The 12,844-nt window shown below is 61.7% G+C and carries 12 protein-coding genes; 7 read left to right on the top strand and 5 right to left on the bottom strand.

The genetic code is table 11. The features are described from left to right. Positions 1-125 precede the first annotated feature (125 nt). Positions 126-503 carry a hypothetical protein gene (locus AC1D08_RS11080; protein WP_457153406.1) on the bottom strand — a complete coding sequence of 126 codons (378 nt, stop codon included), beginning with the start codon at positions 501-503 and terminating at the stop codon, positions 126-128. A gap of 89 nt (positions 504-592) precedes the next feature. Here AC1D08_RS11080 and AC1D08_RS11075 point away from each other — a divergent pair, with 89 nt between their 5' ends. Together AC1D08_RS11075 and AC1D08_RS11070 are read left to right on the top strand one after the other, a co-directional pair. Further along, on the top strand, positions 593-2,269 hold the full coding sequence (locus AC1D08_RS11075) for a winged helix-turn-helix domain-containing tetratricopeptide repeat protein (RefSeq protein ID WP_457153405.1): 1,677 nt from the start codon (positions 593-595) through the stop codon (positions 2,267-2,269). 243 nt (positions 2,270-2,512) lie between these two features. Then, positions 2,513-2,845 (top strand): hypothetical protein, encoded by a 333-nt coding sequence (locus tag AC1D08_RS11070; RefSeq protein ID WP_457153404.1) that lies wholly within the window; start codon positions 2,513-2,515, stop codon positions 2,843-2,845. 79 nt (positions 2,846-2,924) lie between these two features. On the opposite strand, the gene AC1D08_RS11065 is transcribed toward AC1D08_RS11070, so the two are convergent. From AC1D08_RS11065 to AC1D08_RS11055, 3 genes are all read right to left on the bottom strand, one after another. After that, on the bottom strand, positions 2,925-6,128 hold the full coding sequence (locus AC1D08_RS11065) for an efflux RND transporter permease subunit (RefSeq protein WP_477423115.1): 3,204 nt from the start codon (positions 6,126-6,128) through the stop codon (positions 2,925-2,927). Beyond that, positions 6,125-7,231, bottom strand: coding sequence for an efflux RND transporter periplasmic adaptor subunit (locus tag AC1D08_RS11060; protein WP_477423344.1), 1,107 nt, complete (start codon positions 7,229-7,231; stop codon positions 6,125-6,127). The genes AC1D08_RS11065 and AC1D08_RS11060 overlap by 4 nt, the downstream gene beginning before the upstream one ends. Positions 7,232-7,605: 374 nt before the next feature. Continuing rightward, positions 7,606-8,610: an aldo/keto reductase gene (locus tag AC1D08_RS11055; protein ID WP_457154401.1), complete on the bottom strand. Its 1,005-nt coding sequence runs from the start codon at positions 8,608-8,610 to the stop codon at positions 7,606-7,608. Positions 8,611-9,866: 1,256 nt separating this feature from the next. On the opposite strand from AC1D08_RS11055, the gene AC1D08_RS11050 reads away from it, so the two are divergent. The 5 genes from AC1D08_RS11050 (at position 9,867) to AC1D08_RS11030 (ending at position 12,381) form a co-directional block, all read left to right on the top strand. Then, entirely contained in the window at positions 9,867-10,175 is a 309-nt protein-coding gene (locus AC1D08_RS11050) for a DUF1236 domain-containing protein (RefSeq protein ID WP_457155502.1), read from the top strand. 267 nt (positions 10,176-10,442) lie between these two features. Further along, a complete protein-coding gene (locus tag AC1D08_RS11045; RefSeq protein WP_477226854.1) occupies positions 10,443-10,784 on the top strand; it encodes a low affinity iron permease family protein in 342 nt (113 codons plus the stop codon). A 65-nt stretch (positions 10,785-10,849) separates the two neighbouring features. Next, complete coding sequence (locus tag AC1D08_RS11040; RefSeq protein ID WP_477301723.1) at positions 10,850-11,107, top strand: PilZ domain-containing protein; 258 nt, start codon at positions 10,850-10,852, stop codon at positions 11,105-11,107. Positions 11,108-11,592: 485 nt separating this feature from the next. Further along, a complete protein-coding gene (locus AC1D08_RS11035; RefSeq protein ID WP_477301725.1) occupies positions 11,593-11,829 on the top strand; it encodes a hypothetical protein in 237 nt (78 codons plus the stop codon). 312 nt (positions 11,830-12,141) lie between these two features. Next, positions 12,142-12,381, top strand: a complete 240-nt coding sequence (locus AC1D08_RS11030; RefSeq protein WP_095091359.1) for a hypothetical protein — start codon at positions 12,142-12,144, stop codon at positions 12,379-12,381. Positions 12,382-12,460: 79 nt separating this feature from the next. Here AC1D08_RS11030 and AC1D08_RS11025 read toward each other — a convergent pair whose 3' ends face one another. Beyond that, positions 12,461-12,667: a hypothetical protein gene (locus AC1D08_RS11025; RefSeq protein WP_457155303.1), complete on the bottom strand. Its 207-nt coding sequence runs from the start codon at positions 12,665-12,667 to the stop codon at positions 12,461-12,463. Positions 12,668-12,844 lie beyond the last annotated feature (177 nt).

Below are 12,844 nucleotides of genomic sequence, written 5' to 3'. Positions count from 1 at the left end.
GACCCGATTTACGCGCAGCAAATACGCGCTCGCCCTGACCGGCGGGACGGGGTCCGATCTCGACGACCTTGGTCGCGTTCGTGTCATCCTTCGGTCCAAGCGTGAACAGCCAGGAACCTGCAAGGTCACGGTTTTGATGCCTCCGATGCGTAGTCGCAGTAATGGAAGCTGGCGAGATAGCCGGGGAGTACGCGCATGAACTCCTGTTGATGGGTCCAAGCTCTGCACTCGGCCATGGAAGTCATGGGTTTCACTTTGGGGATCCTGATTAGCTCCCCCTGGTCGGTCAGAAGAATTGTAACAGCGAAGGCGGTGAACATGCAGTCGTCCATCGACCTAAGGCTGGCGGCATAGTAACCGCCGGGGTTGGGACGGACGTCGTCGGAGGCCGCCTCGATGACATGGTCAGAGCCGCAGAGTTTCGCGATGCGGGAATCCGCTTTCGCAGCCGTTGGCGCTGTCACGAGAAGAGCGAGAGCGATGATGAGCTTGGCGCGTTTCATGTCCTCCTCCCGTCCAATCCGGCACTGGTGGGATCACTTGGAAGCGAAGGCCGAAAGGGATAAGCTAGGAAGCGCGCCAAGAGGGTGAAATGTCCCGAAAGGCTCCTGAAATTGACCCGAAACCTGCTGAAACGATCACATTCGGCGGATTTTTCTCGCTGACGAAAAGCAAACAACTCCGAACCGCCGAAGGTAAAGCGGTCGACCTTCGCAGCCAGTCCACCGAGGTGCTCTGCGTGCTCGCGGCGCGACCGGGCGAGATCGTGTCCAAGGACGCGCTGATGCGCGCGGTCTGGCCCGATACCTTCGTGACCGATGACAGCCTGACCCAATGCATTGCCGATATTCGCCGCGCATTGGGGGACGACGCGCATGCGATCGTGGAAACCTTGCCCAAGAGAGGCTACCGACTGAATGCCGATCCATCCGAGGCGGCGGACGCAAACGCCGCGGCCGGCGTGGAACGAGCCAAGACACGGTTTTCGCAACGCGGGCTCATTCTTGCTGCGATCGTGCTCGTCGCGGCAGCGATCGGCGCATACTACGGCGCGGAAACATGGCGAGCCGCCCCAGTTCGTTCGAGCGACATGCCGAGGATTGCAATCCTTGCCTTCGACGACTTCAGTGCTGGCGGGGACAAGGGATATCTCAGTGATGCCGTTGCCGAGGGGATCATCACCGAGCTTGCGCGGAGCAAGACCTATGCCGTCATCGCCCGGAACTCGAGCTTCAAGTACCGCGGCCGGGCGGTTGACATTAGACAGATCGGAGATGAACTCGGCGTCGACTACCTGCTCGAAGGCAGCCAGCAGAAGATTGGAGACCGGCTGAAAGTGACCGCGCAGTTGCTGAATGCGCATGATGGATCGCATGTGTGGGCCAACACCTACAACCGGGAGATTGGCGATCTTTTCGTCGTCCAGGAGGAGATCATCCGAACCCTTGCGGATCGGGTCGGGCAGAGCATCGAGCGCCCGCTGCCAAGGAGCGGCGCCGCGCAGGTCAGCGCGCTCCGCTACTACCTGATGGGGAGGGCCAAGATCGGAGAGGATATCTCAGCCGAGGGGAACGGTCAGTTAAGGCAGTTCAGCCTCAAGGCGATCGGAGCGGATCCGAACTCCCAGTTCGGCTATATCGGGCTGGCCTGGTCCTATCGCAATGACGCGGTATTCGGGTGGCACGCGCAGGAACACAACCGGGACGAGGCGTTGAAACTCGCTGCCGAAAACGCCGACAAGGCCATCCTGCTCGCTCCTAATGACGCTGGAGCGCATGAGGTCCTCGCCAGCATCCAAACCGAAGCAGGAGAGGTCGAGCAGGCCCTTGCCCAGTACGATCAGGCGATCGCCTTGAACCCCAGCGACTCGCATATCCTCGTCATGAGTACGAACGTGCTGTTGTATGTTGGCCGCGCCGACGAAGCGATCGATCGGATCGAGCAGGCCAAGGGCATCGATCCCTTCCACCCTGACTGGTTCCACTGGCAGATGGGCTGGGCGCTTTGGGAAAAGAATGATTGTCGGGCAGCGCTGGCGGCGATGCGGAAAATGTCCAGAATCCCGAGCGGCGCACAGCGCATGCTTGCGGGGATCCAGGCTTGTCTAGGAAACAAACGAGAGGCAAAGGAAGCGCTTACGGTTTTCCTCAAAAACACTCCCAGTGAATCCATCAGTAAAGAACGCAGGGAGTGGGACAAGATTTGGACCGCACCCGGAAGCCTCGACCGCTGGATCAAGCAGATGCGGTTCGCGGGGTTGCCGGAGTGACGGCTGACCGGATGCGGCCCGGCAGACGTCCGATTGGCCGCATAAAACCGTTGAAGCCTTTGTGTTGCGGGCGGTGGTTGCCCTCAAAAGCAAGATCATCCTTTGCAGGAATATTGGGTGCGGGAAAGTCGGCCATGGGGCCGACTTGCGCCAGTCAGCCGAGGGTCAATGGCATTTCTAAAGGAACGCTAATATACATGGACGCTCGAAGGAGCAGCGCCTGCCAGATAGTTGAGGAAGGCCATGCGAAGGTTCATCGTCACGGCGGTGTGTATCGCCGCCGCAACAGTCGCCAGCGCCCATGATTGGTACGAAAACAAGTTCGATCCGCAGACGAAATTCAAGTGTTGCGGTGGTTCTGATTGCCGCGCCATACCTCGTTCTTCGGTGCGGATGAGGGGCGACGGCGGTTACATTTACTTGCCGCATAACTTCATCATCCCACGGGACCGCGTGCAGGAATCCCCGGACGACCAATACCATATCTGCGAGAATACCTACGTCGTAACCAATCAGCTGTATTTGCGTTGTTTTTTCGCGCCGCGCGTGAAGATCTCCCTACTCCTCCCAGGTTAAGGTCAATACTGCGCGTCGCTACCGGGATCGTTGCTGCGCCGCGCCGATAAAGCCGCGCCCGGCGCGACGAATTCGTAACCTACTTGGCGGCCGTCTCCGATGGCGCCTCTGCCGGCCCCGAAGGCGCGGCCTCGGCACGGGGCTTGCGCCGTGAAAACAGCGACCTGAGCGTGACGTAGAACACCGGCGTCAGGAACAGGCCGACGAAGGTGACGCCGAGCATGCCGGAGAACACCGCGGTGCCGAGCGACTGGCGCATTTCCGCGCCCGGGCCTGTTGCGATCATCAGCGGCACGACGCCGAGGATGAACGAGAAGGCGGTCATCAGGATCGGCCGCAGCCTGAGCCGGCAGGCTTCGACGGCAGCCTCGGCGGCCGACAGGCCGCGTTCCTCCGCCTGCCGCGCGAATTCGACGATCAGGATCGCGTTCTTGGCGGCAAGCCCGATCAGCACGATGAGGCCGATCTGCACGAGGATGTTGTTGTCCAGGCCTCGGAAAGACACGCCGATCAACGCCGCGAGCACGCCGAGCGGCACCACCAACACAATGGCGAACGGCAGCACCCAGCTTTCATATTGCGCCGCCAGCGCCAGGAACACGAACAGCACCGACAGTCCGAAGATATAGACAGCGGCATTGCCGGTGTTGCGCTCCTGATAGGCGAGCTCGGTCCATTCATAGGAGGTACCGGCCGGCAGCGTCTTTGCCGTGATCCCTTCCATCAATGCCAGCGCGTCGCCCGTGGAAACGCCGGGCGCGGCGTTGCCCTGCAGCGGCACCGAGACGTACATGTTGTAGCGCTGGACCAGCGCCGGGCCGGTGACGTCGCGGATCTCGATCAACGTGCCGAGCGGAACCAGCGCGCCGGTCGCCGAGCGCACCTTCAGTTTCAAGATGTCGGCGCGATCGAGGCGGAACGCCTGGTCGGCCTGCGCCCGCACCTGGTAGACGCGCCCGAAAGCGTTGAAGTCGTTGACGTAGGCGGTGCCCAAATTGATCGACAGCGTCTCGAAGATGTTGGGGATCGGCACGTTCAGGATGCGCGCCTTGTCGCGATCGATCGCCAGGAAGAATTGCGGGCTCGACGCGGAGAACGTCGTGAACACGCCTGTCAGCCCCGGCGTCTTGTTGGCCTGGCCGGCGATGTCGTTGGCAAGCGCCAGGACCTGCCGCATGTCGGCGCTGTTGCGCTCCTGGATCAGCAGCTTGAAGCCGCCAGCATTGCCGACGCCGCGGATCGGCGGCGGCGGCAGTGCGATGATGAAGGCTTCCTTGATGGTTTGCAGGCTGCCGAACAGATTGCCGATGACCTTGGTCGCCGACTGGCCGGCTTTCAGTCGCTCGTCAAACGGCTTGAACCTGGCGAAGATCACGCCCGCATTGCTGGCGTTGGTGAAGGTCGCGCCGGAGAAGCCGGCGAAGGCGACTGCGTAGTCGACGCCTGGCGTTTTCTGGATGATCTGCGACGCCTGCTTAATGACCGCATCGGTCCTCGACAGAGAGGCGCCGTCCGGCAGTTGGACGACGACGATCGCATAGCCCTGGTCGAGCGTCGGAATGAAACCGCGCGGCACCGCCTGCACCATGTAGACCGTGGCGCAGATGAGGGCAGCGAAAACGCCCAGCATGGCGGCGATCGTTATCCACGAGCCGACCAGAACGCGGATGATGCTCGAATACCAATGGGCGACCCTGTCGAAGCCGCGATTGAAGCCGTCGGCGAGCGCCCGTGCGAACCGTGCCAGGAAAAAGCGCGGCGGCGCCGCCGCGGCGTGGTGCGGCTTGAACAGCAGTGCGGCCAGCGCCGGCGAAAGCGTCAGCGAATTGAATGCCGAGATCGCCGTCGACACCGCGATGGTGATCGCAAACTGCAGGTAGAACTGCCCAGAAATGCCGGGGATGAAGGCTGTCGGCACGAACACGGCTATCAGCACCAGCGAGATCGCGATGACCGCCGTTCCGACTTCGTCCATGGTCAGGTGCGACGCAGGATTGGGCGCCAGCCCTTTGGCGATATTGCGCTCGACGTTCTCGACCACGACGATCGCATCGTCGACGACGATGCCGATCGCCAGAACGAGGCCGAACAGCGTCAGCATGTTGAGCGAGAAGCCGGCGGCGTAGAGCACCGCCAGCGTGCCGATCAGCGACACGGGGATCGCCACGATCGGCACGATCGCCATGCGCCACGATTGCAGGAAGACGATGATGACGATGATGACAAGCACCATCGCCTCGAGGATCGTCTTGTAGACCTCCTGGATCGACTCGGCGACGAACTCGGTCGGATTGTAGACGATGTCGTAGCTCAACCCCTTGGGGAAGTCGCGGGAAAGCTCCTTCATCTTGTCCTGGATCTGCGCGGCTGCGGCGAGGGCATTGGTGCCCGGCCGCTGGAAGATGGCGAGCGCCACCGCCGGTTTGCCGTTGAGATAGGAGTTGGTGACGTAATCCTTGGCGCCGAGCTCGATGCGCGCCACGTCCTGTAGCGAGATCAGGCGGCCGTCGTCGGCCGATTTGACGATCACGTATCGGAAGTCGCGTGCGTCGTTGAAGCGGCCTTGCGTGGTGACCGTGTACTGGAACGCCGTGCCGGTGTTGGTCGGCGGCGCACCGATCGAGCCGCCCGACACCTGGACGTTCTGGTCGCGCAGCGCCTGCACCACATCGCCCGAGGTCATCCCCAGGGCGGACAGTTTTTCCGGATCGAGCCAGATGCGCAGCGAATATTCGCGTTCGCCGAAGATGGTGAGGTCGCCGACGCCGTCAAGTCTGAGCAGTATATCGCGGACCTGCGAGCGGGCGTAGTTCGAGACGTAGAGCTGGTCGTAGGTATTGTCGGGCGACAGCATGTGCACGACCATCATCAGGTCGGGCGAGCTCTTGGTGGTGGTGATGCCGAGGCGGCGGACTTCTTCGGGCAGGCGCGGCTGGGCGATCGACACGCGGTTCTGCACCAGCACCTGCGCCTGGTCGAGATCGGTGCCCAGCTTGAAGGTGATGGTCAGCGCCATTGCCCCGTCGCCCGACGAATAGGACGACATGTAGAGCATGCCCTCGACGCCGTTGATCTCCTGCTCGATCGGCGTTGCCACCGTCGCTGCGATCGTCTCGGCGTCGGCGCCCGGATACTGCGCGCGAACGACGATGGTCGGCGGCGCGATCTCGGGATATTGGGCGACCGGCAGCTGGGTATAAGCAATCCCGCCGAGGATCAGCAGGACGATCGAAACGACCGATGCGAAGATCGGACGGTCGACGAAGAAATGTGCGAACCTCATTGCTGCAACCCGGCGGTCTCGGCCTTGGGCGGCAACGTCACCATCTCGACCTTCACCTTGGTGCCGGGCCTGGCGTGCATCAGCCCGTTGACGATGATCGTCTCGTCGCCGGTCAGGCCCTGGCGGATCACCCGGTAGCCGTCGAGAAGCGGGCCGGTGCGCACGGGCTTCGCCGTCACCATCCCGGCCTCATCCACCAGGAACACGATGCGGCGATCCTGATCGGCGCCGATCGCCTCGTCGGGCACCAGCACGCCGCTATGCGGCAGCGACCCCGGCACGTTGATGCGCCCGAACATGCCTGGCTGGAGAATGCCGTCGGCGTTGGGAAACGTTGCACGCACCCGCATGGTGCCGGTCGCGTTGTCGATCCGGTTCTCGGCAAAATCGAGCTTGCCTTTGAATACCGCCTCCGCGCGGTCGGCGACGCGAACCACCACCTCGAGCCCGCTGTCGCCTTCCTGCATGCTGCCGCCGCGCTCCTTCGCGTCGCGGGCGTAGCTGAAATACAGGCGCTCATCGACGTCGAAATAGAAGTCGATCGGATCGCGCGTAACGATGGTCGTCAGCAAGGTGGAATCCGGCTGCACGAGGTTGCCGACCGACACCAGCCGGCGGTCGATGCGGCCGGACAAGGGCGCCTTGATCTCGGTGAATTCCATGTTCAGGCTGGCCGTCCTCAGCGCAGCCGTCGCGCCCTGCATCTGCGCCTGCGCCGAAAGGTATTCCCGCCGGCGGTCGTCGACGGTCGAGGTTGAGATATTGCCGGTCTTGGCGAGTTCGTCGGCGCGATCCAGCTGCATCTTGGAGAATTCGAGCAGACTCTTGGCGACGTCCACTTGCGATTTGGCGGCATCATAAGCCGCCTGGTACGGACGCTGGTCGATGGTGAAGAGCAGGTCGCCCTTGTTGACCAGTGCGCCGTCCTGGAAGCTGACCTTGTCCAGATAACCGCTGACGCGCGAGCGGATGGCGACTTGGTCGACGGCTTCGAATCGCCCGACGAACTCGTCGTCTTCGACGATTTCACGGACCACCGGCTTGGCCGCCGTCACCACGGGTAGCGGCTGGTCCTGCGCAAACGCAGTGCTGCTGAAAGCCATGCCGAGCAGGAATGCCGCCGACACGGCGGCGCGGGCAAGCCAGCCGGCCGATCGACGGGGTTGCCCGCCCGCGTCGCGATGCCATTGCGCATCCTCAGGGGTGTCCATTTGCGTCCTCGCTCGCTGGACCCGGAGGTCGGTTGATCCGCTTCTACGCTCAGGCTTGTTCGTCGAGATCAGAGCACTGCAGTGTTGTGCAGGGCAACATGATCATTTTCCATGTCGGCTGAAATGTCCACCCTGTGGCTGCCCAGCACCGGGCTAAAGCCAGTCGAAAGCGTGCGCAGAGGCGCTGCGCTTAAATCCTCGCGCTCCCGGTTGGTATTTCTGGGTTATTGGAATGGCTCAGATTTCCGCCGGCTATGCCCAGACCCCTACCGGTCGACCATCGCCAACCCGCGCTGGCCGTAGCGCGGGCCGGAGATTTTGCCCGGCGCCAGCGCTTCGTCGAGGGCGGCCATCTCGGCGGCATCGAGCTTGATTGCGACGGCGGCGATATTCTCCTCCAGGTATTTTCTCCGCTTGGTGCCGGGGATCGGCACGATGTCGATGCCAAAACCGGTGCCCTTGTGCAGCAGCCAGGCCAGCGCGACCTGGCCGGGCTTGACGCCTTTGGCCGCCGCGATGTCGCGCACTTTGGCCGCCGCCTCGACATTGGCGTCGTAGTTCTCGCCCTGGTAGCGCGGGTCGTTGCGGCGGTAATCGCCCTCGGGATAGTTTTCCGCTCGGCTAACCTCGCCGGTGAGGAAACCGCGGCCGAGCGGCGAGAACGGCACCAGGCCGATGCCGAGTTCGCCGAGCAGCGGGATGATCTGCGGCTCCAGATTGCGCTCCCACAGCGAATACTCGCTCTGCACCGCCGACACCGGATAAACGGCATGCGCGCGGCGGATGTTGGCCGCACCCGCCTCGGATAGGCCGAAGAACCGCACCTTGCCTTGGGCGACCAATTCGCCGACCGCGCCGGCGACATCCTCGATCGGCACCGCCGGGTCGACGCGGTGCTGGTAGAGCAGGTCGATATGGTCGGTGGCGAGCCGGCCGAGCGAGCCTTCCACAGCCGCGCGGATATGCTCGGGCCGGCTGTCGGTTCCGTCGAGCTGCTTGCCGTTTTCGATGCGGAAGCCGAATTTGGTGGCGATGGTCACCTGGTCGCGCTTGCCCTTCAGCGCCCGGCCGAGCAGGGCCTCGTTGGTATGAGGGCCATAGACCTCGGCGGTGTCGAGGAAGGTGCAGCCGAGTTCGATGGCGCGGTGCAGGGTGGCGATGGATTCGGCCTCGTCGGCCGGACCGTAGGACTGGCTCATGCCCATGCAGCCAAGGCCGATGGCCGAGACCTGCAGCCCTTGGCTGCCGAGCTTGTGGGTTTTCAGGGTCATGGCTGGCGTTCTCCGGTGGGGGGATCACCAGACTATAGCGGCCGCTCGCTCAATTCCCACAGCCTTTCGGCCGCGCTGTCTTCACATGTTCGAGGCCACGTCGCGGGAAGACAGTGGCTTGGGCTTGTGGGCCGGACGCTGCCTTGTCTTGTGTACAGCTTTGCGGGGCGCGGCTTTGACCGTGTTCAAGGTCTTGGGGGTCGCGGTCTTAAGGTTGGCGGTTTGCGGCGCTTGCGCCTTGCGGCGCCTGAGCCAGCTCAAAGACAGTTCGGCAAGGAGACTGCGCAGACCTTTCACAACGTCCTCCTCGGGTTGGGCGACGGGATAATTTCCGATGGCGCGACTTGTTCCGCCCGCAAATGTTCCCGGGTTGGGCTTGGGTCGAGCGGCGCATGCGACCTAAGTCCGATCACAAACCGCAATGGTCTTGCCGGTGGCGCCGCCGGGAACAGTCGGCTCTCACGGTCGTTGTCCGCTGCAGATTTGCTGGAGGAAGCTATGGATAGGAGTGTTGGCCAGGCACGCTGGTTGCTCGCACCGATCTTCGCGGTTGCCATCACTTTTATGGTGATTGGAATTACCTTCGGCTGACCGACCTCCAAGGAACGACCTCGAACTTTTCCGATCGGCGCAGCCACGTCCCTTCCTGCGCTGATAGGGTTTGCTCGCCGCACCTGTGCGGCGAGCGAACCCTCAAGTCTCAGCCCTTATGTGTCAGTGAGAGTAGTAGGCCAGGGTAAGATAGACTGCCGGTGCGGAGATCAAGCAAATCGCCATTCCGATGACCAACGCCATCGCAAGGCGCTCCGTGCGCCTGACAATATCAGCAATCTCGTGGTCGTCGGGAGAGGGGATGAGATCAAGTACGGAAAGCACCTCCGGGACACGAGCATGGTTGTCATTTGCTGGTCGGGTGTCGTCATCATGAGTGCTCGGTCTCTGGATACAGGTCACTGTTCGCCTCGCTGTGGGAAACGCCGCGCCGCCGCTGCGGGGAAGCTAGAGGTGGTACCCCGCTGTGTGGGGGAATGGTGGACTCTCGGTTGATGCCGAGGAAAAGGGCTCGTGCTCGGGGCCCCGATTCTCGCGCGGTTCTAACGTATCGGCCAGGCATAGGTTGCCCGCTAAGACTTCAGTCGTACCACCCCCGGACCTTAGCCTGAGCGGCGGAACGCAATGCTGTGGGGCTCGTTGCTGACTCGTGATTGGCAGTCAAACCTGGCTGCCAAATTGGCGCAAGAAGGAAAGATTTTGTCATGAAGAAATATCTTGTCAGTGCAGTCGCAGGCCTCGCGCTGGTCGCTGGGATTGGTACTGCCTTCGCGGAAAACGTCGTAATTCTCAAGCCGGAACAGCAGACGGTGGTTCGCGAATACATCCACAAGCAGAAGCTCGCATCCGTCAGCCTGCTGGGTGTCGAACTCAACGTCGGCACGGCGCTTCCGGACACGGTGGAGCTTCACGCCATCGAGGTGCCCGACGTCAAATACAAGTACACGGTCGTCGGCGACCACGCCGTTCTCGTGGATCCTGATACCCGCAAGGTCGTGCAGATCATCGAGTAGACCTGCCGCAGCAGGCGAGCCCGCTTCGCGATCTATTTCGGGAAGCGGGCTCCATGAATTTCTCCGTTGCAGTCATATGAGGAATCACTAATGTTCACGGACAAAGAGACCCGGTTTTTGGAGGCGGGCATGCTCCTGGCAGTGCCTGTCTGCGTGGCGGTCACCGCGCTGATCGCTGTCTTCGCCTTGGCCAGGCTATGATGGACAATATGGCAGGCTGCCGACGCGATCTCGAGGCTTGGCAAGTCGGGAACGGGGACGGTTAGCATGAACCGCTTCCTGTTCGTCGCGGCCGACTTTCTTTCCCGGCCCCCGGGTTTCTATGTGATGCTCATAGCCATGGTACTTTGCACTGCGCTGGTGCCTTTCGGGCTGACAAATGCGGTTACCTATGCGCTGTCGGTTGCGGCCATCGTGATCACCGGTGTCGTCCTCATACAGGGCTATCGCGACACCGCCGCCATCCACGCCAAACTCAATGAGATCATCATTGCCCTTGACGAAACCCGAAACGACGTTGTCGGGTTGGAGCATGCCGAACCGGAAGAGATCCGGGCAAAGCTTGTGAAGCTCGAAGAAGAAGCGGCCCGAACAATTGGGCCGGCATAATCCCCATTGCGTGACAAGGAAGATCTGCGGCACGCCGCCTTGCAGGGTTCCAGGAGGAATGAACGATGAGCCCCACGGATCCGCCAGTAGAACGACGCGCTGATGCACGGGGGATTGTTCTGAAGGATGCGATCATTATCACGGACGATGCCAAGATCAGTTGCTCGGTCAGGAATCAGCACGTTCACGGCGCGGAGTTGCGGGTGGACCCAGGCGTAACAATCCCCGACCGGTTCGTCCTGCACGTGCCTGCGGACGACGCCAACTATCGCGCCGTGGTGCGGTGGAGACGCAACGAGCGGCTTGGCGTGCAGATTTATTGAACCAGGATCCCTGGGCGTGCGGCCCGCGGGTGGCTAGGCTGGTTGGGTCGAGACTGCGCTATCCCTGACGAGAATGCGTTATCCCTGATATGCGAGCGGCAACCGCATCCAATCCGTTGTCATAGATCCGCGTCAGCACGCCTTCCGCGGCGTTGGCACGCTGGGATGTGCAACCAATCAGGTCCCGCCCTCCCAAGCTCGCCGGCGCATTGGCAATACGATCCCAAACCGCCCAGGTTCCGTCTGTCTCGATGTGGCAATAGAATCGGTGTTGTTGATTTTCCATAATGGGAAACGTTCAACACCCGCTTTGGGGTCCATGCTGATGGCAACGTGGTTAATGTCGCAGCCGTTTCGACTGAAAGCCGACTCAGGTGCACAGCGTCGCAAGGCATGGTGCAGGCCGGCAGCGTTCTGCGTCTGGTCGAATGGCGCAGCGCTTACAGGCAGCCCGCCGTTTTGGCTGCCTATTGGATCGAGGCCAGATGAGGCAGGTCAATCGGGGAAATGCGCTCGCCATCTTCATCGGCAAGGCCATCCACGAGCAAACCGGCAAGGCCGTCGAATTCGATCGCCGCGCCAATGAGTTGTGCCGCCTGCAGGACCAGGTGTTCAATGTCCTCGAGGGCGACATTCTCGGCCAGATTCCTGACCCTGACCTGCTCCGCAACCATCGAGATGTTGACGATGCCCGCCTTTCTGAATGTCGTCAGGACCGCTGAATTGACGTCATCGCGTAGGCGCGCCGAGTAATCATACCGCATCGAAACCTCCCAGAGGGACCGGTTTTCTGTTCAGATTCCATCATGCGCCGGGCATGAGCTTCTGGCAAGTGAAATCTATAAAATATTCAATTAAATCAGTTGGTTAGCATAGTTACACAAATGCGCAGCCCGCGTTTGATGCTTATCATGTGTGGGATACGTCGTTCACCCATCGCAGGGTCTTGACGCATAATGCGGCCTATCATAATTATAAGCTGAGTGAGACAGATACTAACTCAACGTATTCTTAGTCTTGAGCGAGGAAGCGCCATGGCTGAACTGGAACGCCCCGAACGACTGCAGATCATGCTGACGGCTGACGAACTGGCCGCGCTGGAGAACTGGCGATATGACAAGCGCATGCCGAGCCGCTCGGCTGCGGTCAGGGAACTGCTGCGGCGCGGTCTGGCCTCGGACGGGTTCCTGACGGCGGAGCAGGGGGTGAAGTCGCAGGATTTTGGAATCCTGCCCACCGACGGCAATGGGATTGCCGAGGGCGACAAGGAGTAGGTCGCAACTGAGCTGGTCAGCTGGTCGCAAACGGCAGCGGGCGCCGGCTGACAGGCCGGGACCCGACTGCTCTCGACCCCTACAGGATGCTGGTCGTCACTTCGACGACGATCGCCGCACCTTCCAGCGTGCCATTCGTCACATGCACCACACGCGATACCCGCAGGTCCTGCGCATTTCCGTTGATCGACAGCGAAACGCTTTCGCCGATCCGGGGAACCGCTTGGAAGACGGCATCGGTGGCTTCCGGCCGGTTGTCGATCGAGATGCGGCAGTTGACGGTCATGGGATATCTCCTGGGTCTGACGGCCCCCGGTCGTCAACGCAAGTTCGACAAAATGGTTTCAGGATGGCTGGAGGTGAAACTTATTGGAGCCTGGGTTCGTATAGGGCTCCAGTTGCTCCATTTCTCGTTCTACGCGGAGCAACTGGCTCGCTGGGGAGGGCGTTGGGGCTGCCCCGG

It is taken from the genome of Mesorhizobium sp. P2_E6, assembly GCF_056403835.1.
Note: the sequence above shows the minus strand (reverse complement) of the source record. Positions and strands in the feature narration are given on the sequence as shown.